Origin of the sequence: Paenibacillus qinlingensis, assembly GCF_013204845.1 — a bacterium.
GTDB classification, from domain to species: domain Bacteria; phylum Bacillota; class Bacilli; order Paenibacillales; family NBRC-103111; genus Paenibacillus_E; species Paenibacillus_E qinlingensis.
In genome coordinates this window covers 179598-201067 of the sequence record NZ_JABMKY010000014.1, presented here as the reverse complement: position 1 = coordinate 201067, position 21470 = coordinate 179598, and the positions used below count along the sequence as shown (strand labels likewise).

Sequence of the window (21470 nt, the reverse complement as noted above, 5' to 3'; positions counted from 1 at the left end):
TTGCGTTTTCATAAAAGAGGGAGGGACGTTTCTATGGGATATCATGCAGGGAATTATGACGTTATCGTTATCGGTGCTGGTCATGCAGGTTGTGAGGCAGCCTTAGCTTCAGCTCGCATGGGTTGTAATACGTTGCTATTAACGATCAATCTAGACATGGTTGCTTTCATGCCTTGTAACCCATCCATCGGTGGTCCAGCGAAAGGACACGTTGTTCGTGAGATCGACGCACTTGGTGGTGAGATGGGGCGCAATATTGATAAAACGTATATTCAACTCCGTATGTTGAATACAGGTAAGGGCCCCGCTGTTCATGCACTGCGCGCTCAAGCGGATAAATTTTCTTATCAGCACAAAATGAAAGAAACGATTGAAGCTACGGCTAATTTGACTTTGCGTCAAGGGATGGCCGAAGAGCTTATCGTTGAGAACGGTGTTTGTAAAGGTCTGATTACAAAAACTGGTGCGGAGTATTACGCAAAATCTGTTGTTTTGACAACGGGGACGTATTTGCGCGGTAAAGTCATCATGGGCGAACTGATGTACGAGAGTGGGCCTAATAATCAGCAGCCATCCGTTAAATTATCCGAGTCCTTGCGCAAGTTAGGGTTCGATCTAGTTCGTTTCAAGACAGGTACGCCTCCGCGTGTTCATGGAGATACGATTGATTTTAGTAAAACAGAAATTCAGCCTGGTGATGAGCAACCGAAGTTTTTCTCTTTCGAAACGGAGTATGGTTCTAATCATAATCAACAATTGCCTTGCTGGTTAACTTATACATCTGCTGAAACTCATCAAATTATTAATGATAACCTCCATCGCGCTCCGATGTTCTCAGGTGCTATCGAAGGGACTGGACCAAGATATTGTCCTTCTATTGAAGATAAAATCGTTCGTTTCGCTGATAAGGCAAAGCATCAAATCTTCCTAGAGCCAGAAGGTCACAGTACTTCAGAGTATTATGTACAAGGTCTCTCTACAAGTATGCCGGAAGATGTCCAGTTGGGTATCCTGCGTTCTATTCCTGGTCTAGAAAAAGTAGAAATGATGCGTACGGGTTATGCCATCGAATATGATGCGGTAGTACCAACACAATTAAAACCATCATTAGAAACGAAGCTGGTTAGTGGGTTATTTACAGCTGGTCAGATTAATGGGACTTCTGGATACGAAGAGGCTGCCGGTCAAGGTGTTATGGCAGGGATTAATGCAGCGCGTAAAGTACAAGAGAAAGAAGCTATTGTTCTGGATCGTTCGGAAGGCTATATCGGAGTTCTCATTGATGATCTCGTGACAAAAGGAACTAGTGAGCCGTACCGCTTGCTTACATCACGTGCAGAATATCGCTTGTTGCTTCGTCATGACAATGCAGATCTTCGTTTGACACCAATTGGTCATGAAATTGGGTTGATATCTGAAGAGCGCTATGCGAAGTTTTTGAATAAAAAATCGTTGGTAGAACAAGAAATTGAACGTATATCTGAAGTGAAGGTAAAGCCAGAGCCTCATGTTCAGGAATTGCTTCGAAGCTTGGAAAGTGTGGAATTGACGAATTCGGTTCCTGCAATTTCCTTGTTGCGTCGTCCTGAGATTGAATATAAACATATTGAACAAATGACGATGTCTCCTTTTAACTTAGATGAAGATATGAAGGAGCAAGTAGGCATTCAAGTGAAATATGCTGGTTATATTGAAAAGCAAAGCAATCAAGTTGATCGCCTGCGCAAAATGGAAAAGAAAAAGATTCCAGATGATATTGAATACAGTGATATTCATGGGATAGCTACCGAAGCCAAACAGAAGCTCGCAAAAATTCGCCCTATATCGATTGGGCAAGCATCTCGGATTAGTGGGGTTACACCTTCGGATATTTCTATCTTGCTTGTTTATCTCGAACATTACAACAGAGTCATAGCGGCTAGAGGTTAAAGATATGGATGCTACACAGCAACAATTCACAGAGTTATTAGCCCAAGAAAATATCACTCTTTCTACGCATCAATTAGAGCAGTTTGAGCAGTACTATAAGACACTCGTAGAGTGGAACGAGAAAATGAATTTAACAGGTATTACAGTGAGAGATCAAGTTTATCTCAAACATTTTTATGATTCTCTTTCTGTAGCTTTCAATTATGACATGGGGAAGGTTACATCTCTTGCTGATATCGGGTCAGGCGCGGGATTCCCAAGCATACCTCTTAAAATTGCATTTCCTCATCTTCAAGTTACTATTGTTGATTCTCTGAATAAACGTATTCTATTTTTAAAAGAAATTGTCTCTCAGCTTGGTCTGACGAATATGGACTGTGTACACGGTAGGGCAGAGGATATTGCTAGATTATCTCGTTATCGCGACCACTTTGATCTCGTAACAGCTAGAGCTGTTGCAAAATTGCAAGTACTAAATGAGTTCTGTCTTCCATTTGCGAAGAGTGGAGGAACTTTCATTGCGATGAAGGGTTCCGATGTTGACGATGAGATTAAAGACTCTTCCTTTAGTTTAGTAGAGCTGCGAGGGAAAGTAACGAAGGTTAATCGAATGATTTTGCCTATTGAAGAATCCGTTAGGCATTTTGTTGAGATTCAGAAGACAGCTGCTACGCCAGCTAAATATCCTAGAAAAGCTGGGATCCCTTTAAAGGAACCACTCTTCAAATAACACAAATGTTTCACGTGAAACATTTGTCAGCTTATCTGTTGAATAGAAGGATTATGGCCTTCGATGGAGAATATCTATATAAGGTGAAAGCCGGTCATAAGCTGGCTTCGCCTTACCTTTTATTTGTGATGTTGTGGTTGGATATTCGCAATTGATAGATTAAATTTACTAGAATCAGACAGCATGAATGACATCGTCTCGGAATGGCGAAAAGATCTTTTTACCTTGTACAGGGCGTTGTATCCGTTTATTGTAACTGTACTGATCGCTTAAACTACGGGAAGAGTTGGTGGTAAGTTTTCCTATGAAAGAACAAATATCGAAGCTATTTGGCCTTGCAGATCGTTCAACGACGGATGAGGTCAAAAACATACCCGTAAATAGTATTATTCCTAGTCCCTATCAGCCAAGAACTTTATTCGATGATGATCGTATTGATGAACTATGCCAAACCATTCGAACACATGGTATTATTCAACCCATCGTTGTTCGAGTCAAAAATAATACATTTGAGTTGATTGCAGGCGAACGACGTTTGCGTGCGGTGAAAAAATTAGGGCTTGATACAATTCCAGCTATTGTTCGGGACTTTAATGATTCACAAGCGGCATCCATTGCGCTTATTGAAAATCTGCAGCGTGAAGGACTTACTGCAATAGAAGAGGCTGCAGCTTACCATCAACTGATTGAAATGCATGATCTCACACAGGAAAGTCTTGCACAACGACTGGGCAAAAGCCAATCCACAATCGCCAATAAAATTCGTTTATTACAATTATGCGAACCTGTTAAAATGGCATTGATGGAACGTAAGATTACAGAACGTCACGCACGGGCTCTATTAGCTTTAGATCAAGAAGAGCAACAGGTCAAATTGCTAGAAGAGATTATAACTAAAGAATTAAACGTGAAACAAACGGAAATCAAAATAAGTTTCCTGAAGGAAGCGGCGAAGATTAAGAAGTCACGTCGTGTTTCCTTTACGAAGGATGTTCGACTTGCTCTCAATACGATTCGTCAATCCGTAGAGATGGTATCAAGCTCGGGATTACATATTAATACCTCAGAACAAGATCATGAGGACCATTACGAAATTATAATTAAGATTCCTAAGCGATAATTTAGGCATTCCTGCTACCTAAAAACGGCGCAAGCCGTTTTTTTTGCATCTAATGGCACGAATCTATCAAATATTCATAAGGTAACTGATTGATAGATATGGTAAGATAGTACTACTGCTTGTTAAATAGCATTATGGAACATAAGCGATAGAGGTGAAATGGTTTTGTCTAAAATTATTGCAATAACGAATCAGAAGGGTGGCGTCGGCAAGACGACGACTTCTGTGAATCTAGGCGCTTCATTAGCTTCGCTTGGTAAACGCGTTCTTTTGGTTGATATTGACCCTCAAGGGAACACAACAAGTGGTATTGGTGTGAATAAAGCTGATGTTACAAATTGCATTTATGATGTATTGATTAATGACGTACATCCAAAAGATGCAACAGTGGAAACAAATGTACCGAATCTTAAAATTGTTCCGGCTACGATTCAATTGGCTGGTGCAGAGATTGAATTGGTTCCAACCATTTCAAGAGAAGTTCGATTAAAGAAGTCACTTCAACTTGTCAAACACTTATATGATTATATTTTGATAGATTGCCCTCCATCACTTGGCCTTTTAACGATCAATTCTTTAACTGCCGCGGATTCCGTAATCATTCCTATTCAATGTGAATACTACGCATTAGAAGGTTTAAGCCAACTTCTGAATACAGTGCGCTTGGTGCAAAAGCATTTAAATACAGGACTTCAAATTGAAGGCGTGTTATTGACGATGTTTGATGCAAGGACGAACTTAGGTATTCAAGTTATTGAAGAAGTTAAAAAGTACTTCCAAACAAAGGTTTATCAAACGATTATTCCTCGTAATGTACGTTTGAGTGAAGCGCCGAGTCATGGGCAATCCATTATTACGTATGATCCTAGATCAAAGGGCGCGGAAGTTTATTTAGAACTTGCTAAGGAAGTGATCTCAGTATGACCAAAGGCCTCTCTAAAGGTTTAGGTAAAGGATTAGACGCACTAATTACGTCCTTGCATATTGATGAGAGCGATAAAGTCATTCAGATTCCACTGGCTCAATTAAGAGCCAATCCGTATCAGCCTAGAAAGCATTTTAATGAAGATAGCATTAAGGAACTTTCAGAGTCGATCAAGGAACATGGCGTCATTCAGCCAATCATTGTTCGGAAGGTACTTAAGGGCTACGAGATCATTGCGGGTGAACGTCGTTTCCGTGCATCACAAGTTGCAGGAACACCAACTATTCCAGCTGTTGAAAGAATTCTATCCGATCAGCAGGTCATGGAAATCGCCTTGATTGAGAACGTGCAGCGTGAGGATCTTAATGCGCTTGAGATCGCATTTGCCTACCAAGGTATCATTGATCAATTCTCTCTAACACAAGAGGAGCTTTCAGCGAAGGTTGGTAAGAGTAGATCCCATATTGCCAATTTCCTAAGATTGCTTTCCCTTCCCGAATCGATCAAACAATATGTTTCACGTGGAACATTATCCATGGGGCACGCGAGAGCAATTGTTGGTGTGAAGGACGATAAGATTAAGAAAGAACTTGCAGAATCAACGATCTCTAAACAATGGAGTGTTAGAGAACTTGAAGAAGCAATCAAGATGTTAGAAGAACCACCTGGCCCTGAAAAGGAAAAGGCAAAGCAAAAAGAAAAAAATAGAGATCCGTATATTAATCAAGCAGAAGAGCAATTGCGAGACATTTATCGGACATCCGTGAAAATTAAGAGTCAGCAGGATAAAGGAAAGATCGAGTTGCTCTACTATTCAAAAGACGATCTCAACCGACTGCTAGAATTATTGCAAGGTAAAATCTCTTAGAAATTGCTAGCATACCTATGTTTTTCTTTCGAACAGAAGGAACAAACTAGGGTATGCTATATTTTTGACCATTTATAATTGAAAAGATATTTTCTAGGTATATTGTCGGGTAGGGATTTCTCGAAAGGGGACGGACATATGAAAGACGTTATGTATTTCGATCAAGCCGCATCCTCGTGGCCGAAGCCGCCTGCGGTGTTGGACGCGATGATGCAATGCATGCAGGAGTATGCAGCTAATCCTGGAAGAGGCAGCCATCAGATGGCTGTGAAGGCAAGCCGTACGTTGTTCGAGACGAGAAAGAATCTAGCTAAATTATTCGGTGTGAGAAACCCAAACGATATTTCATTTGCATTAAATACGACACATGCACTAAACCAGGCAATCAAGGGTTTTGTAAAGCCTGGCGATCATGTGATCTGTACCAATGTTGAACACAACTCGGTGAGAAGGCCGCTAGAATATTTAAAAGCCTCTGTAGGCGTTGAGCTTACCTATTTGCAACACGATGAGCAGGGGAATGTGCAATTAAAAGATTTGAAAGAAGCATTTCGCGCGAATACAACACTTGTCGTTGTAAATCACAGTTCCAATCTACTTGGCACCATTATGCCAATTGGAGAGATTGGGGAGATCTGCAGAAGTCGCGGCGCGAAACTGCTTGTAGACGCGGCTCAGAGCGCCGGTATACTGCCTATTCATGTCGCAGATATGAATATCGACATACTGGCCTTCCCGGGCCACAAGGGGCTCCTGGGGCCTCAAGGAACGGGTGGGCTATACATCCATCCGGATATCGATTTGGAGCCGTTGCTGCATGGTGGGACGGGTAGTCAGTCGGAGGCCATCCACCAGCCAACAGTACGGCCTGATCGTTATGAAGCAGGGACTCAGAACACGCCAGGCATCGCTGGGTTGAATGAAGGTGTGAAGTTCGTCCTAGCGGAAACCGTGGACAAGATTCATGCGAAAGAATGGGCACATACCCAGCAATTAATGGAAGGGCTACTGGGAATTGAAGGAGTTACGATTCTGGGGCCAAAGCTTGGACAAAATAAAACAGGAATCGTTTCCTTTAACATTCAAGATGTGGATTCATCGGAAGTTGCTTTTATCCTTGATCAGTCATTTCAAATTGCTGTGCGGTCAGGTTATCATTGTACACCGCTAGCACATGAAGTGGCCGGGACTTTGGCCAAGGGAGCCGTGCGGTCCAGTATCGGTTATTTTACGACGGACGAAGAAGTAACAGCACTCATTGAAGCTGTCAAAGAGATTCAAGCGCAATATGCGAAGTAGAAAGAGGGATAAGGCATGGGGGAACTGTTTGGCTTGAATGCAGAATATGTGATGTTAGTTTGTTTCGCATTCATTCTTGTTTTATTGGTTATGGTTATCATTATTTCGATTCGATTGTCATCCTTGCGGAAACGATATACTCGGATGATCAATGGTACAAGCGCTGAGAATATGGAACAATTACTTATTGATATGCAGAACGCCTTGAATGAGCAAAAGGCCGAATCCGTTAAGGCTTCGGCCCAAATATCTGGTATTCATCAGTCCATGAAGAAGATGACATCGAACATCAAAGTTCGTCGCTACAATGCCTTTAATGAAGGTGGTAGTGATCTCAGTTTCTCGTTGGCGATGCTGAACGAAGAGCAGGATGGTGTGATCATTACGGGAATACATAGTCGAGAGCAAATGTATGTATATGCGAAGCCGATCGCAAAGGGGCAATCCAGTTACACGTTAAGTCCAGAAGAGAAGGAAACACTTACTCAAACTTTAAAGCAGTCGTAGCACTCGGTGCAAAAGATTGCGTCCGTCTGATCGAAGCGTAGAGGGCATCGCCAATGACGGTAGCCATATTCATGACGAGGCTAAGCCGTGTATTTTGCAAGACGAAGTATTCCATGAAGCCGCCCACATTCACGATACCAGTTACATGAATATCACCAACGGGAGGCAGATCTTTATTGACACCAGCACCTGGCTTAAGTGGTCCATGCGCGACTTGAATGCAGCCGACACTGGCAACTTGCCCTAAACAAGCATCAACAGCGACGATGAAAGGATTCTGAAATTGCTTGTGGATGGTTTCAACTGTTTCGGCCAAATTCATAGCATGGACAGGTTCATCCAGGGTGCCGAATAAATGAAGATTGCGGAGTGTGGTCGTACGATTTAAATGAGAGCCAACGAGTGGTCCGAGAGCATCACCTGTAGAGCGATCCGTTCCAACACAAATGACGACGATAGGTTGATAGGTTGGTAGTTTACTGAAAATCGCTTGCAAATGCTTGGCGAGAAGATGAGGTGTATTGGAATCGGTATGTTGAATTTTCAAAGGTTCTTGCACTGGGGTTTTATCGCCGTCGAATCCGAAATGGAATTTCATGATATCCCTCCAAAGTAGTAAATCTTTTTTACTAGTATATGGAGAGAGAGGTACATTTATACGTAGAGAGGAGAGCTTTCTCTGGAATTTTCTATTATGTTGCTAGCTTTCGATTCTACTCAACAAGCACTGAGAGCTGAGATGCTGCTAGAATATGCGGATATTGAGATCGATATAAGGCCTACGCCAAAAGAGATTACAGCAGGATGCGCTCTTTCTATTGAATTTCCAGGAGCAGATCTTGTGCGAGTTCAAGAGATAATAGAGAGCGAGAACGTCGAGATTAGAGGCATTTATTTTAAAAAAGAAGATGGATATGGTACCATAGTAGAAAAGTAAGGAGGCTTACTAGTGAATTACGAAACACAATATTTCGAAGATTTGATGCATTGGATTCGGGAACATATCAGTAAACCTGAAATCATTGCCTCCATATTCTGGATCACTCTCAAAATCGTACTCATTTATGTCATTGCTAGAGTTATCATCAAAATTGCGGATAAAACAATTGCTCATATGGTCATTGCGAGAGAGAAGTCACCGCTCAAAATTGATAGACGAAGATCGAATACCATTTCTATTCTTGTACATAATCTTATCGCATATACAGTAAATCTAGTGGCTATTATGTTGATTCTTGGGCAAGTAGGATTGAATCTAGGTCCATTATTAGCGGGTGCAGGTGTTCTTGGATTGGCGATAGGTTTCGGAGCACAGAGTTTGGTGAAGGATGTTATTACAGGGTTCTTTATTATTTTCGAAGATCAATTCGGCGTTGGCGATGTTATTCAAATTGACCAGTTCAAAGGGACTGTTGAGGAAATTGGCATTCGCGTGACTCGGATCAAAAGCTGGACCGGTGAGGTTCATATCATCCCTAACGGAAACATTAAACAAGTGACCAACTTTTCCACTTATAATTCTATTGCTATTGTCGATGTATCTATCGCGTATGACGCTGATATCGATCGTGCGATGGTCTTATTAAATGAAGTTGTCGCTGAAGTGCATGAGCGCACAGAGAGTATCGTTAAAGCGCCACAAGTGCTTGGTGTGCAAATGATTGGAAACACGGATTTGAAGATACGAGTTATTGCGGAATGTAAGCCGAACAAACAAGGGGAAGTCAGCCGGATTTTAAATGCAGAGATTAAAAAATATTTAGATACCCATGGCATTAAACAAGAAAAGGTGGAGGGGAACTAAGATGGAAAAGAAGGAATACCAACTTGGCGATGTTGTACAGATGAAAAAGCCCCATCCATGCGGTACAAATGAAATGGAAATTATTCGAATGGGGATGGACATTCGGATCAAGTGTGTAGGATGTAAGCACAGCGTCCTCGTCCCAAGAACGAAGTTTGAGAGCAAGCTCAAAAAAATATTACGCAGCAATGCGGTGACAGACGAAGAGACGAACTAAACTTTTCATAAAAAATAGTAAAACACTTGCGAGAGACAGACTTTTTTGATACAATAAGTCCTGTTCTCATTTTCTTGGAAAGGTACCCAAGTGGTCCAAGGGGGCTGACTCGAAATCAGTTAGGCGTCGCGAGGCGTGCGTGGGTTCGACTCCCACTCTTTCCGTACCGTTTCAAAAGCCCGCTGTATCAACGTTTTCAGTACGATATGTGTAACGTAAGCAGTTCGATTAACTCGTTTTAGTCGCTAACTGATTCGCTTACACCTAACTGACTCGTTAACCTTCTACGCAAATAATGCGTAGGAGGTTTTTTCGTTATGCGAATTGGTAATCGTAATGACAAACGTGAGGGGCGTAAGCAGTTGTTCGATCGGCAGCCGCTGCCTGACGTTAATCTACCGAGTTATACGTTGAAAGAAGCGGTAGATTACGTAATGAAGATTAAACGCGCGAATAATCTAAAGGAACGTACTCTTCGCGGCTATATTGAGAATATGGATTATTTTATCGAATGGGTTAACGCGAAGTACGGAGAAGTATCGGTACAGGACGTTACCGCGACAGTAATGCGCGATTACGTTCTTTGGTGTGCAAAAGAAAAAGGTTATTATGAGGGGCATCCGTTTAAATCTGAATTTAGTAAGGATAAGGTGGGGTTAGCTGCGTCCTCCGTAAACGTCCGTATTCGCGTTCTAAGGACGTTCTTTAATATTCTCTACTCAGAGGAGGTTATAGACCGTAATCCCGCTCTAAACCTGTCCCTAATGCGCCAGGACGTCGATACAGTTGAGCCACTGACAGAAGACGAGCTAAAACGGTTGTTAAGAGCTCCGGACCAGAAGTCATATGCTCAATGGAGGGACTATATCGCGTTAATATTAATTTTGGATTCTGGTATGCGTTTGAATGAGATATGCTCGCTTGAGAAGTCTGAGATAGATTTTGTTAAAAAGCAGATCATCCTACCGGCAATCAAAAATAGAATCGTAAATCTCGAATCTTACCTCTTTCCATTGAGACGATTCGACTATTACGACAACTTATTGCAGAGTCTGAAGAGCACTTCGAGAGTCGGTTCGTTTTCAATACGAATTATGGTGAACAATTGAGCGAGAAGACGTTGCAGAAATCGTTTGTAAACTACGCGGAAAAAGCGAAAATAGAGAAGAGAGTATCGCCGCATGTGCTGAGACATAACTTTGCTACTATGGCCGCAATCAACGGAATGGACGTGTTTAGTTTAATGAAGATGATGGGGCACGCAGACATAGCTACAACGCGAAAATACGTGCAGGTTAGCGGAGAGGATCTAGCGGAACAACATAAGCGGTTTAGTCCGTTGGGGAAAGTTTTAAGGCGGAATTAGCGTAATACAAGTCGACATGAATGTATGTGTGACGCATAAAAGTCAATAATAATATTTACTTTTGTGTGTTATAAAAGTAAAATGAAATTATACACAACAAAACCGAGGCCTGCGAAACCTCGGTCGTTGTAGCAAAGTGATTTGGTTGTTAAAAAGTAGCTTCTTATCTCGGGCTGAGGTTGGGCTATTTTTTGTTTTGTACAACGTTTAGTAGAGCAATAATTACGCCAAAAGAAGTAACAATAAGTGCAGCAAAAGATATCATAAGTGTTAGCAATTGGAATGTAGTCAAGAGTCGAGCTAGACCCCCTTTCATACCCTATCACTTTACTAGACATATTATAACATAAAATTTTGCAATTAATGATAGGGGTGGTATGCTGTGATTTCTATCATTTCCCACTTTGCTAATGCAATTATATTTCAAAGTATGTTTAATCATCAACTGAGAATATTTACGCGATAATCCCCAGCATGGCATGCGACTGAGGACGCCGAACAGCGGGCATATATTCACTGGCTCGCGAATGAATTGCGTAGAGCAGCCGATTTACCAACACAGTAAAAATAGCGCCATCTTATCGCCTAATCGCGGTAGGGTGGCGCTTTTTCTGCGTTTACACGAAACTATGGCGGGCTCATTTAGTATGTAGTATAATTATGGAAAATTACGCGAAAAAAAGGAGATTGTAATTCATGCGTATTGCAACGGGAGTTTCTGCGCTATTCCTTGCGCTTCTATTAGGGTTGTATGCTTACAGTCGTTACACCTTGGGGCAAGAGTTGAATAGTTTATCGTATACACTCGCAGGTGTAGCCAGTGCTATCGTAATGTTACTTTATATCTTCGGTGGAGCGTTATCATTTAGAGAGCCGATGAGAGCAGGACTCATGTTTGTAATCGCGCTTGTAATATCGCTGCTAACTGGCGCATTTCTTAGCTGGATTATGTTAATATTTGCGGTACTATCCTTTGTATTATTTCGGATGTCCGGAAAAGCAGTTAGTGAAGTACAAGATGTCACAGTAACACGTTAAGCGCAGCTTCTTCAAGAGATGACTGCGCTTTTTGCCGTCAAATTAGCGCGATTGAGGCGGTCGTAGGGTATTTACTCATCCGAAGGTGAATCGCGTCTAATTAGGGGCTACAAACGCTTAGAACCTACCGCAATTAAACGGTAGGTTCTTCGTCGTATATTATTTTTACTTTATATTTTTTCGATCGCTTACGCCGAGATGCGTTTTCAATGCGTCTTGGAGAACGTGCGAATAGTTTACGTTATTTTCTGCGGCTATATCATCGAGCCATTTCGGGATAGTCAGCGTTTTCTTGACGGCTTTATTCGCCATTTCATCGCGGAATGGCGGCATCCAAACTTCGATAAGTACGATAACCTCATTCGTGCTATTGGCGACGTTACGAAGCGCTTTAGCCGCGGATGGTTCCGGAATATCATCGTTATCGCGTTCCATTCCGTAGAGATGCAACGCTAAACACTCCTTCGCCATTCGTAAAGCTTCGCTGTCTGTATCACCGCAAGTGATGGCGCCAGGCAGGTCAGGAAATGTTACGGTAATACCGTCGTCAGCATAATCAAAAATCGCGGGGAAAACGTAGCGGTCTTTATTCATTGTTTACCTCCTTTATGTGTTGAATTACAATACAGGATGTGTGTTTTAGTTATTTTTATTTTATATATAATCCTAAGCATAGGGGCTATTTAAGCCCCGCCTGCTTCAGGATGCTATGTACAGTTTTAATCGGTATGTCTTTGTTCGGATGGGGGATAGTGACGCGTCCCTTTTTGGTCGGATGCTTATATTGCTTATGACTTCCGACTTGATTTACTTCGATCCATCCATCGCGTTCGATCATCGCTATTAATTCTCTGCTACTCGCCATCGCGTCAACTCCTTTGCTATGAATTAATTATAGCACGTATAATAATACGTGTCAATAATTAAATACGTGCTATTACACGTGTTATCTATATCATTGAGACGAACAACAAAATAGCGCAAGTGCATCGGAAAAATTCCGGTACACTTGCGCTATTTCAGTTAATTCGGATTATATTCGTTAACTTCGAACGTTTCGATTTTGCTGAACGCGATGTAATCTTTGCGGCTGACAAACTTCGCGAGGTTGTACGTTTTGTTAAACGTGTAAACTTCTGATCCGGTTCCATCAGCGCGACCGTTGTACCAGTTGATGAACGCGTTTACGTCCGCCATAGGTAAATCGTATTCTTTTTCGAGTCCGTTAACTAGCGTGATGACGAGTAAGGCACGGCCAGAAGGCGGTGGTGTTACTGGTGCGGTTGGAGTTGCGGATGATTCGTTAGAGTTTCCGCTCTCACCGCCGGCATTTACCGCTGTGACAACGTAATAGTATGTAGTACCGTTAGTAACTGAATTATCCGTGTACGTAGCTCCTGTAACACTTGTTGCAATCGTTGTGTACGGTCCGCCAGCGGTTGTTGCGCGTTTGACGTTGTAGGACGTTGCTCCGGTGACAGCGGTCCAGTTGAGATTGATTGATGAGTTTGAAGGGACTGCTTCTAGATTTATTGGCGAATTCGCTACCGGTTGTGCTGCATAAACATTAAATTCATTTATGTAAATTATTGATGTTTCTAGATTCCTAAATCCTACTTTCGTTACGTTTTTTACCGTTGGAATTGTATTTAACGAACCATCAGAAACAAGCCCCGTAGTCATGCTTTGAATAAGAGCTCCAGTAGAATCGAAGAAATAAATCCCGACTTTTTTATTTAAAGCATTTACTCGGAAAGATCCAATTGATTGTGGTTGAGAAAATACATACCAAGCTGAGTCGACGTTTCCACCATATGCGGAGTACGAAGCCGTGGTAGCTTCGTTATTATCCGTTTGAACTCCGTAAGTAGAATAGTAAGTGGCAAAACCTGCTCCTGACGTTGTTGGCTTGTTATCCAGCAAACCGCCTGAATAATCGGTAGCTGCATTTGCTGTGACAGATAAAGAAAGAGTCAAAAATAACATAAATACTACCAAACTAAGGCCTTTTAATACTTTTTTATCGCTTTTCAAAATAACTACCACCTTTTACTAATTTTAAGTTACTTAGTGAATATTACATTATTCGACATAATCTGTCTAAACATTTCCAGTAAAATAATGTAATATAAGTATTTCGTTCGTTAATTTTATGTAAAAAACGCCAAGCCTAGCGGAATCTCATCCGTTAAACTTGGCGCTATATTAATGTTAGGAACGCGTAACTACGCTAAACTCGTACTTACTTTGCAAATAAAAAACGTCATTTACCTTCACATAGTTATCGCAATACTCACGTATGATGCCTGCGTATTCCAAGTTTCCATCAATGCTAATAGTAACGGTAGTCTGCGATAAGGCGGCTGTAAAGAGATCGACGCTGGTCGTTAGATTTTTAATCATTCAATACCTCCGGAAGTTATCGTATTTTTACCGTTGCTTCCGGCGGATTTACCCGAATATTATCATTTAATAGCGGAATGAACAACAAATTTTTGATATAATTTGAGTGAAAAGGACGGTGGGTATAATAGATAAATATAATAAGGATTCTCAAGAAACAAATTTATTCACAGAAATGCTAAGTGAGCTTGAGTATTTAGGTTACTTTAGCATGATTTCAGATCACGGAATGTTTGAGCATGATAGTTACTTTAGAGATGATAGACCAATGCCAAACGTCTCTAAAGAGCAAGATTTGTATCATATAGCAAGGTATCATGATTTTGCAACGGGACAAATTAGAAATGGAAATGATTATTCTTACAGGTTAATTATAATTAAACTCTGCTCACTCTTAGAGACTTTTGTGGATGAATTTGCTTTTTATATAATCGAAAATGAAATAAATTTGACGGAAATAGAGGTGTTAAAAAAAGTAAAAGTTCCGATCATAGAATTTTCAGGACTTACAAAAGAAGATAGATCAGAGTACATTCTTGATTTAATAAAACACGAAACAAAATCAAACTTAAAGAGAGGTGTCGGTAAATTCGAATCACTTCTCGATTCAATTGGGTACGGTGGGCAAATTAATGAACATGTGAGAAAGGTAATCCTTGAGTTAATCAGCCTTAGGAATCTCATTGTCCATAGAAACGGTAAAGTAGATAAGAGATTTCTAAATGATTGCACGGATCTTAATTATTCATCGGGGGACACAGTGAAACTAAACTTCCGAAAATATATTTATTACAATTTAGCGGTTCACTGGTATGTTTATGAGATTATATCGAGGCGGGAGATCTCACTTGAGGAAGATGTAATTGAAGAAGATACTAGAAGTAGCCAAGAATTCATTTTAAATCAATTAAAGATAGCCGAATCGGAACTTGAGTTAGATTTTTAATTTCTTTGGGGGATGTGCATTATGTACTAGTATGACGCAGGATCAATTCGCCGCAAGGTTTGATTTGCCAACTAATGTGATAAAGAGGCTAGAGTCACCGAGTTTTTATCGTCCGCAACAATTTTATGCTCATCGAATACAAATGGTGCTCGGTAGGAACCATGAATGGCAGTTTAATAATTTAATATGGATATAAAAATAAAAACCGCGTTCCTCTAGTGAGGGCACGGTCTATTTCTTATCGGAGACATATTCAAGAACATCGCCAAGGGAGTATGTATTACCCGTCAATTCCTGCAATGTATCTATTATGGTGCTTAACGTTTCTAGCTCAATACGCTTTGTCTTACCTTCACATAAATCATAAATAAGATTAGGACGTACTTTAGCTTCACGGGCGAGTGCGTTCTTTGTTATTTCTTTATCGATCTTCGTGGCTTCAAGAACTTCGTTTAACTTAATCCGAATTGCCAACTCCATCAACTCCTCACCTCCCGATTATAACGTAATACTTATCAACTGGAAATTACTTCTTGACGTTTAACGTTAGGGCGTATAAACTAATGTTAAACGACAGAAGTTAAACACTATACGATAACAATTCGAGGAGGTTTCAAAAATTATGAATAACGTACATATCCAATTCATTATGCACTCTTTGTCCGGAACTATTCACGCAACTATGTTAAACGCTACCGATCGTCAGACTATTTCGCTTCAACGCGGATATTTTTGCGCGATAACAGGCGTAGGACGTGACGCTGTGTTAGGTGCCGTAGAAGTAGCGCCATCCATTGCAGCCGCACTCGGCTTCATCGTATCTCTCGCGAAAGGAGATGTCGCTGTATGACTTACGTTAGAGCATCTCTTTACCCGCCGCCACCAGGCCGCCGTCGCCGCATTAGTGGACGGGCACTCGCGAAGCTGCTTGCGTTTACGATTTCGGAAGTCATTCGCCAATTATTATCGTAGGGGGTCGCTAACTAATGAAAAAAGTTATTGCTGAAATTGGACCTTTTGACCAAGGTGAATATAGACCAGTTCCTGGCGTCCTTACCTCAGAAAACACCGTGTTTTTCATTGATCGCGAAGATGGCGGTAACGTTTGGGTTATCCGAGTTGAAGTGCTGGACAAGCCGGACTTATACCGTCAAATTGGTGCATTCCTTTTAATCGGCCGTACCGATCGCGATGAAACCGTTATTCCGGAGATTGTCGCGATGTTAAAGGGGCGCTCCGCCTACGACTTTGTTACGCATGAACTTATCGAAACCGAATACGATATTGAGCTAAATCTCGTTCCTGACGCCTGATAAGCGTCTTTCTTTTTCCGAAAATGGCCGGAAAGGGGGTGATTTATTTGATTACTGTCGACGGGAATACCGCCGTAATCGTGTGTGATGCTGTAGCATTGGTTTACAATAACGAATCTGCTGCCGTGCTTCTACAACGCGTTAAGCAAAGTGAGAACGGCTACACCGGTGTTTCAACGATTCGAGCGTTTGAAACACCGGATCAACTCGCAATTATACGTAATGTATGCCTTGGTTAACTCGCGCGCCAACGTCTGTTAACCGTACTTGCTGGAGGAGCAGCGCCAAATGCTCGTACGCCAACTCCGTTGTTTTACCGGTGTCTACATAGCGCTAACTGTGTGGAATCGCCACGCCGGAATCTTCTGCCCCTGTTTACATTAGAATGTGGAGCGCGCTAACGCTCATAGGCATTGCGTCGGTTTAATTATAACGCGTAGGCGACCGTAAAATCGTCTGCGCGTTTCTTATACCTAATAATACGAACGTACATTCGCTTTGTTTCAACGTTTCAAAACTTTTTTCGAAAAAATGTGCGCGAAAGTCACATAAGGTGGATACAGTCAACTGTACGGAAATCTTCCGGACGGCGTCGTAATAAATGTGCGAGAACGAAAGTTACTGCGTAAGTATTAGTATAGAACGAGATTAAGTTTTACGTAAAAATGCGCGAACCTACCTTGATTGTACATAAAAGCAATGTAGGAACCTAGCGCGGGGGCAATAAACCGCCCCCTTGCTTGAGTCCGGCTTGCCGTCCTCAAATCTCCGCGATGAAATTATATTTATATATTTACTAACACCATCCCTGACGCGTGTTCTTTACGCGGAAGGGGCAAGGCCGATCTTCGGCCGCGGCAGTCACATTAGTTCCCGAGGATTCAATCTGAATCAACGCGAACGAACGTTTTGATAATGTTAGCACATCAAACGTGCTAAACGTAGCTGAAAACCCGCGCCACTACGGGCTTTTATCGCGATTTCCTATAGAGAGGATATATAGACGTGCTAGATCGGAGTCAGACGTAATTAGCGGAAGGAGTAGCGCTATCTACAAATAAGAGGAGGCTCGGATGGTATGAAGATAACGGTTGTAGATTCGATTATGGGTAGCGGTAAAACGTCATGGGCGTTACAGCACGTTAACGAAGCGCCAGCGGACCAGAAGTTCATATACATAACGCCATACCTTGACGAAGTACAACGCGTGATAGCCACGGTTACAAATCGGAGATTCAGCGAACCAAATAACGCTAATAGTGAAGGGCGGAAATTACGGAGTCTCAAGGAGTTAATCGCGACGGAACGGAATATCGTAGCCACGCACAGCTTATTTCAATCCGCGGACGATGAGTTGATAGAGCTGCTTACAGACGCAGGCTATACGTTGTTACTTGATGAGGTGATGGACGTGATCGATCGGGCTCCTATCAGCGCATCGGATATCAGAACGCTGATTGACTCCGGGCGTATAGAGGTGCGTGACACGCGTGTTTATTGGATTAGCGACGACTATACAGACGGGCGCTTCGACGATATTAAGCTGCTCGCCAAAGCCGGAAACCTTTTCGTTCACCGCGACAATTTCTTTTTATGGGCGTTTCCTCCTCGTGTATTTCAAGCGTTCGATGAGGTTATCGTCATGACTTATTTGTTCGCAGCACAGGTTCAGCGCTATTATTACGATCTCCACGGGATGGTATATGAGTACAAGTCGGTAACTAGGCGCAAAGACGGCGATTATGAGCTAGTTGAGTATGATAGAAGGCAAGAGAAACGCGAGGAAGTAATGTGTTTGATCGACGTTTATGATGGTCCCCTAAACGAGTACGGCGACACCTATTACGCTTTAAGTTCAAAGAGATTACGCAATTATGATGCCGACACACTAGGACGTATACAACGAAACACTTATAACTATTTCCGAAATATCTGCAAAGCTAAGGGGGAGGAAATCCTTTGGACAACTTTAAAGGATTGTCAAAACGACTTGAGAGGGAGAGGTTATGCGAAGTCGTTTGTTCCTGTAAATATCCGCGCAACGAACGAGTTTAAGGATCGGTGGGCACTCGCTTATATATTCAATCAATTTTTGAGCCCAATTGAGCGAGTATTTTTTGAAGATCGCGGCATCAGCGTTGACCAGGACCTACTGGCGGTATCCGACCTCTTACAGTGGATATGGCGCTCGCGTATTCGTGTTGGACAGCCTATCCGCTTATATTTACCGTCAAGTCGCATGCGCTCGCTGCTGATAGCGTGGAGTAAATACGAAATTTAGGGGAGGGGAGACGTGTTGGTAACGTTAATAAACGAAGCGATCCAAGCATACCAGACGGACGGGAACCGCGCTATTCTCGACGATATCAAAACGGCCATGTCTTATGATTATCTCAGCCGCGGGGTGCGCGATCTACCTGACGTAAACTATATCGCGCTTCGATGTCTACGCCTAATCAGCGGCCGATTATCAACGATAAAGTACGGAATGCCGGATACAGGTGGGCATGCAGAGGATAGCCCGCGCTCGACGTTCGATTATTACGTTGGAGTATACAACCGTTTGTATAGTCGCGATTGTACTTTAGAGAATTACGCCCAACACGCGCCGTACCTTTACCGATACTACGGAGACGCCTACTGGGACTTGTGGCAGGCGTATAAGGTGCTGAACGGGCAGGCGCAGTCCGAAAGAGCCAAAGCGGCGGCGGTCATTATCGCGGAACACTGGTCCGATATTGAGGAGGCGCTAGTTTACGCACTATTACACGTCGACTCTGCGAGGACTCCGAGAGAGATAGTCCGCTATATCAATCGCGTAACTAAGACGGCTTACGTCCGCCAGCAATTCGCCGATAAGCGGCGAGTCCGGAGAGGTGGTAAGACACGGTATGTAGATAAGCATTTTTACACTGTCGATTACGCTATATTTGGTATCGGGACAGCGAAAAGAGGGAGATTATCCAGGCGGCAGGCTGCGTTAGTCGAGTCAATAGATGCGGTAATATTGGCGGATATGGCGTCAGGCTTCGATTTAGCCGATTATGTAACGGATTTAAACGGTAGGATAAGGATTAAAGTACGCTACATTGCCCGTAAATTGAAGTTACGCGAGGACAGTTTAGGGAGGGCGCTGAGGGTGATGACTAAAAAAGTGTCCTAGTTTGGCGTATTACTATACGTAGGTGGGAAGAAGGCAGAGGCGAGATGCTTCGGCCATCTAATTTTTTGTGCTGAAATGTGACTATTCAAAAACAGAAAGGAGATTTGTGATATGAACAGAGAAGCATTGAGAGCAATTCGTATCTACCACGGTATGACGCAATCGCAATTCGCGGCTGCGCTCGGCATCTCGAAGTCATGCGTAGCGTCGGCAGAGTCAGGCTACCTTAATGTTTCAGATAAGTTGCGGGTTATAGTTGCGCAACGTTTCGGAATGAGCGCGGACATACTTGAAGCGATCGCAGCAGCGAAGGCTTCCGCTAAACTGGCGCTGTGATAAATACGTCTTACTTCCGGACGTTAAACGGTCGGGCTTCACGCGGGCGAAAATTAGTCGAATGTAGACCGCAGCAATCGCAATGAGGAAGAGGGGAAATGTTTTATCACGATGATAAGGGATATACATACGTCAGATATTCAGAAACCAAACGAGCAATCAAGTTAGACGTGTTTATTATTGACTCGCCAGAATCCCAGGAGTTTCTGAACCTAATATTACGTTTCATAAAGAGGGAAGCAAACAAACTCGAATATATTTCGCGTATGGAACCTGGGAAGTTTTTTGCGCTGATCGAGCGATTCAGCACTATGTTCTGTTACGAGTACTCACCTAAAACGAATCGCAATATTCCTAAATTCGAGATTCGCGGAGCCATTTATTTCTTGCTTCTAGAAGCCGTTAAACACGGAGAGTGGCCCGAGGCGTACCCGATCCGGAAAGACACGTTCGTCCAGTTTGGCGGTGATTATCGTGGGCAATAAGTTATGGCGACTGGACGGGGACAACCTCGCAGGATATACAGAGGATCACGCAGTAATGGCGAAGATCAAACGCTCATACCATTTTGAAATTATGGCGCGATATTACCGAGATGGCGAGTTAGTTGCGCTACAGTACCGAATCCCATCCGAACGAAAACGCTCGGCGCGTAATCTGTTCGAAGTGGACGTTTTACGCTGATTCGCCGCAATATAAGCGGTTCAAAGCACGGAAGGTATAAACACCTTCGGGGCCTCTTTGTCGCGCTTTAAGGCATACGATGCCAAAAGCGTACCAAATATGCACGGAAATAACGGGGAGGTTAGCCAATGCCTAAACGTAAAGCGGAGGTAGCTTCGATTATGCTGTGCGATGGCGGCCAATATTACCCCGGCACGAAGACGAAACTGGCCTGCGTTATCACTTCCGATGAACGTGCGCTGTTTTATCGCGTCGGGGATGACTGCACGGAGGCTCGCGCAAAAGTGCTGCTATCAACGCTAGTTAACGATTCTAAAACTAAACCAATGAAACGGGAGGATTTTCTATGAAGATTACGTTGCAAGAGCATCTGAAAGAACAACAAAGCGCTATTAAAGCGGAGATTACGCGACTTCAAGAAGAATTAGAAGCAATCACGGACACGTTAGAGGAGGAATTACGATGAGATCAAACACATGGCGTGGCGGTACGGGTACTGGCGAGGAACTTGATTGGTTAGTCCCATTCGCAGATTACGATCGTAAGATAGAAGTTGAAAAACCGAAGCCTAAACCGACACCAGGCGAGGAAAAGATTACGGGGACCGTTGTACACTACTACTTTGACCGTGGTTTTGGATTCGCGAAAGTCCCAGGACGTGAAAAGGACGCCTTTATCCACGCAACAGAGTTACAACAGGCAGGAATTGATCGCGTTGTAAGAGGCGATAAACTTCGATTTAAACTGCGAATTGATGAACGTAGCGGTCGCGAGATCGCTGTAAACATTTCCGATATTCATTAAAATTACACAAAACTAGGG

Annotated in this window: 32 protein-coding genes and 1 tRNA gene; 26 read left to right on the top strand and 7 right to left on the bottom strand. The window is 42.7% G+C overall.

Annotated features, from left to right (window positions below; all coding sequences use genetic code 11):
- Positions 1-33 precede the first annotated feature (33 nt).
- The 7 genes from mnmG to HQN88_RS23405 all read left to right on the top strand — a co-directional run bounded on the left by mnmG (position 34) and on the right by HQN88_RS23405 (position 7378).
- Positions 34-1929 carry a tRNA uridine-5-carboxymethylaminomethyl(34) synthesis enzyme MnmG gene (mnmG, locus tag HQN88_RS23435; protein WP_173117062.1) on the top strand — a complete coding sequence of 632 codons (1896 nt, stop codon included), beginning with the start codon at positions 34-36 and terminating at the stop codon, positions 1927-1929.
- 4 nt (positions 1930-1933) lie between these two features.
- On the top strand, positions 1934-2659 hold the full coding sequence (gene rsmG, locus HQN88_RS23430; RefSeq protein ID WP_173117060.1) for a 16S rRNA (guanine(527)-N(7))-methyltransferase RsmG: 726 nt from the start codon (positions 1934-1936) through the stop codon (positions 2657-2659).
- Between the two features lie 304 nt (positions 2660-2963).
- Entirely contained in the window at positions 2964-3779 is an 816-nt protein-coding gene (gene noc / locus HQN88_RS23425) for a nucleoid occlusion protein (RefSeq protein WP_056622673.1), read from the top strand.
- 165 nt (positions 3780-3944) lie between these two features.
- Positions 3945-4703: a ParA family protein gene (locus HQN88_RS23420; protein ID WP_056622827.1), complete on the top strand. Its 759-nt coding sequence runs from the start codon at positions 3945-3947 to the stop codon at positions 4701-4703.
- The gene (locus tag HQN88_RS23415; protein ID WP_056622671.1) at positions 4700-5572 is read left to right on the top strand and encodes a ParB/RepB/Spo0J family partition protein; all 873 of its coding nucleotides are present in this window, start codon (positions 4700-4702) and stop codon (positions 5570-5572) included. The genes HQN88_RS23420 and HQN88_RS23415 overlap by 4 nt, the downstream gene beginning before the upstream one ends.
- Before the next feature lie 138 nt (positions 5573-5710).
- A complete protein-coding gene (locus tag HQN88_RS23410) occupies positions 5711-6871 on the top strand; it encodes an aminotransferase class V-fold PLP-dependent enzyme (protein WP_173117058.1) in 1161 nt (386 codons plus the stop codon).
- A 15-nt stretch (positions 6872-6886) separates the two neighbouring features.
- Positions 6887-7378: a DUF4446 family protein gene (locus tag HQN88_RS23405; protein ID WP_173117056.1), complete on the top strand. Its 492-nt coding sequence runs from the start codon at positions 6887-6889 to the stop codon at positions 7376-7378.
- On the opposite strand, the gene yyaC is transcribed toward HQN88_RS23405, so the two are convergent.
- Positions 7353-7976, bottom strand: coding sequence for a spore protease YyaC (gene yyaC / locus HQN88_RS23400; RefSeq protein WP_173117054.1), 624 nt, complete (start codon positions 7974-7976; stop codon positions 7353-7355). The genes HQN88_RS23405 and yyaC overlap by 26 nt on opposite strands.
- 96 nt (positions 7977-8072) lie before the next feature.
- On the opposite strand from yyaC, the gene HQN88_RS23395 reads away from it, so the two are divergent.
- From HQN88_RS23395 to HQN88_RS37805, 6 genes are all read left to right on the top strand, one after another.
- On the top strand, positions 8073-8315 hold the full coding sequence (locus tag HQN88_RS23395; RefSeq protein ID WP_063868179.1) for a putative Se/S carrier protein: 243 nt from the start codon (positions 8073-8075) through the stop codon (positions 8313-8315).
- Between the two features lie 12 nt (positions 8316-8327).
- Positions 8328-9182 (top strand): mechanosensitive ion channel family protein, encoded by an 855-nt coding sequence (locus HQN88_RS23390; RefSeq protein WP_274319856.1) that lies wholly within the window; start codon positions 8328-8330, stop codon positions 9180-9182.
- A 1-nt stretch (position 9183) separates the two neighbouring features.
- The gene (locus tag HQN88_RS23385; protein WP_173117052.1) at positions 9184-9399 is read left to right on the top strand and encodes a DUF951 domain-containing protein; all 216 of its coding nucleotides are present in this window, start codon (positions 9184-9186) and stop codon (positions 9397-9399) included.
- Between the two features lie 76 nt (positions 9400-9475).
- Positions 9476-9563 (top strand) — tRNA-Ser (locus HQN88_RS23380).
- A 153-nt stretch (positions 9564-9716) separates the two neighbouring features.
- Complete coding sequence (locus tag HQN88_RS37810; protein WP_274319853.1) at positions 9717-10508, top strand: tyrosine-type recombinase/integrase; 792 nt, start codon at positions 9717-9719, stop codon at positions 10506-10508.
- The gene (locus HQN88_RS37805; RefSeq protein ID WP_337995206.1) at positions 10397-10765 is read left to right on the top strand and encodes a tyrosine-type recombinase/integrase; all 369 of its coding nucleotides are present in this window, start codon (positions 10397-10399) and stop codon (positions 10763-10765) included. Before HQN88_RS37810 ends, HQN88_RS37805 begins: the two co-directional genes overlap by 112 nt.
- Positions 10766-10949: 184 nt before the next feature.
- On the opposite strand, the gene HQN88_RS38690 is transcribed toward HQN88_RS37805, so the two are convergent.
- Positions 10950-11081 carry a putative holin-like toxin gene (locus tag HQN88_RS38690; protein WP_420794190.1) on the bottom strand — a complete coding sequence of 44 codons (132 nt, stop codon included), beginning with the start codon at positions 11079-11081 and terminating at the stop codon, positions 10950-10952.
- A gap of 380 nt (positions 11082-11461) precedes the next feature.
- On the opposite strand from HQN88_RS38690, the gene HQN88_RS23370 reads away from it, so the two are divergent.
- Positions 11462-11803, top strand: coding sequence for a hypothetical protein (locus tag HQN88_RS23370; protein ID WP_173117050.1), 342 nt, complete (start codon positions 11462-11464; stop codon positions 11801-11803).
- 165 nt (positions 11804-11968) lie between these two features.
- Here the strand turns inward: HQN88_RS23370 and HQN88_RS23365 are convergent, their stop codons facing one another.
- The 4 genes from HQN88_RS23365 to HQN88_RS23350 all read right to left on the bottom strand — a co-directional run bounded on the left by HQN88_RS23365 (position 11969) and on the right by HQN88_RS23350 (position 14206).
- A complete protein-coding gene (locus tag HQN88_RS23365) occupies positions 11969-12397 on the bottom strand; it encodes a type II toxin-antitoxin system HicB family antitoxin (RefSeq protein WP_173117048.1) in 429 nt (142 codons plus the stop codon).
- Positions 12398-12482: 85 nt separating this feature from the next.
- Entirely contained in the window at positions 12483-12668 is a 186-nt protein-coding gene (locus HQN88_RS23360; protein ID WP_173117046.1) for a type II toxin-antitoxin system HicA family toxin, read from the bottom strand.
- A gap of 158 nt (positions 12669-12826) precedes the next feature.
- Positions 12827-13837, bottom strand: coding sequence for a fibronectin type III domain-containing protein (locus tag HQN88_RS23355; protein WP_173117044.1), 1011 nt, complete (start codon positions 13835-13837; stop codon positions 12827-12829).
- A gap of 177 nt (positions 13838-14014) precedes the next feature.
- Positions 14015-14206 carry a hypothetical protein gene (locus tag HQN88_RS23350; protein ID WP_173117042.1) on the bottom strand — a complete coding sequence of 64 codons (192 nt, stop codon included), beginning with the start codon at positions 14204-14206 and terminating at the stop codon, positions 14015-14017.
- 118 nt (positions 14207-14324) lie between these two features.
- Between HQN88_RS23350 and HQN88_RS23345 the strand changes: the two genes are divergently transcribed.
- Positions 14325-15152: a hypothetical protein gene (locus HQN88_RS23345; RefSeq protein WP_173117040.1), complete on the top strand. Its 828-nt coding sequence runs from the start codon at positions 14325-14327 to the stop codon at positions 15150-15152.
- A gap of 231 nt (positions 15153-15383) precedes the next feature.
- On the opposite strand, the gene HQN88_RS23340 is transcribed toward HQN88_RS23345, so the two are convergent.
- Positions 15384-15632, bottom strand: coding sequence for a helix-turn-helix domain-containing protein (locus HQN88_RS23340; protein ID WP_173117038.1), 249 nt, complete (start codon positions 15630-15632; stop codon positions 15384-15386).
- Between the two features lie 142 nt (positions 15633-15774).
- Here HQN88_RS23340 and HQN88_RS23335 point away from each other — a divergent pair, with 142 nt between their 5' ends.
- The 11 genes from HQN88_RS23335 to HQN88_RS23290 all read left to right on the top strand — a co-directional run bounded on the left by HQN88_RS23335 (position 15775) and on the right by HQN88_RS23290 (position 21452).
- The gene (locus tag HQN88_RS23335; protein ID WP_173117036.1) at positions 15775-16002 is read left to right on the top strand and encodes a hypothetical protein; all 228 of its coding nucleotides are present in this window, start codon (positions 15775-15777) and stop codon (positions 16000-16002) included.
- A complete protein-coding gene (locus HQN88_RS38160) occupies positions 15999-16124 on the top strand; it encodes a hypothetical protein (RefSeq protein ID WP_274319845.1) in 126 nt (41 codons plus the stop codon). The genes HQN88_RS23335 and HQN88_RS38160 overlap by 4 nt, the downstream gene beginning before the upstream one ends.
- Positions 16125-16138: 14 nt before the next feature.
- Complete coding sequence (locus tag HQN88_RS23330) at positions 16139-16465, top strand: hypothetical protein (RefSeq protein WP_173117034.1); 327 nt, start codon at positions 16139-16141, stop codon at positions 16463-16465.
- A 47-nt stretch (positions 16466-16512) separates the two neighbouring features.
- Positions 16513-16704 carry a hypothetical protein gene (locus HQN88_RS23325; RefSeq protein ID WP_173117032.1) on the top strand — a complete coding sequence of 64 codons (192 nt, stop codon included), beginning with the start codon at positions 16513-16515 and terminating at the stop codon, positions 16702-16704.
- 839 nt (positions 16705-17543) lie between these two features.
- Positions 17544-18746, top strand: a complete 1203-nt coding sequence (locus HQN88_RS23320) for a hypothetical protein (RefSeq protein WP_173117030.1) — start codon at positions 17544-17546, stop codon at positions 18744-18746.
- Positions 18747-18758: 12 nt separating this feature from the next.
- A complete protein-coding gene (locus HQN88_RS23315; protein ID WP_173117028.1) occupies positions 18759-19628 on the top strand; it encodes a hypothetical protein in 870 nt (289 codons plus the stop codon).
- Positions 19629-19739: 111 nt separating this feature from the next.
- A complete protein-coding gene (locus HQN88_RS23310) occupies positions 19740-19964 on the top strand; it encodes a helix-turn-helix transcriptional regulator (protein ID WP_173117026.1) in 225 nt (74 codons plus the stop codon).
- Positions 19965-20062: 98 nt separating this feature from the next.
- Positions 20063-20449: a hypothetical protein gene (locus HQN88_RS23305; RefSeq protein WP_173117025.1), complete on the top strand. Its 387-nt coding sequence runs from the start codon at positions 20063-20065 to the stop codon at positions 20447-20449.
- Positions 20439-20648: a hypothetical protein gene (locus tag HQN88_RS23300; protein WP_173117023.1), complete on the top strand. Its 210-nt coding sequence runs from the start codon at positions 20439-20441 to the stop codon at positions 20646-20648. Before HQN88_RS23305 ends, HQN88_RS23300 begins: the two co-directional genes overlap by 11 nt.
- A gap of 128 nt (positions 20649-20776) precedes the next feature.
- Positions 20777-20998: a hypothetical protein gene (locus HQN88_RS23295; protein WP_173117021.1), complete on the top strand. Its 222-nt coding sequence runs from the start codon at positions 20777-20779 to the stop codon at positions 20996-20998.
- Positions 20999-21110: 112 nt separating this feature from the next.
- A complete protein-coding gene (locus tag HQN88_RS23290) occupies positions 21111-21452 on the top strand; it encodes a cold-shock protein (protein ID WP_173117019.1) in 342 nt (113 codons plus the stop codon).
- Positions 21453-21470 lie beyond the last annotated feature (18 nt).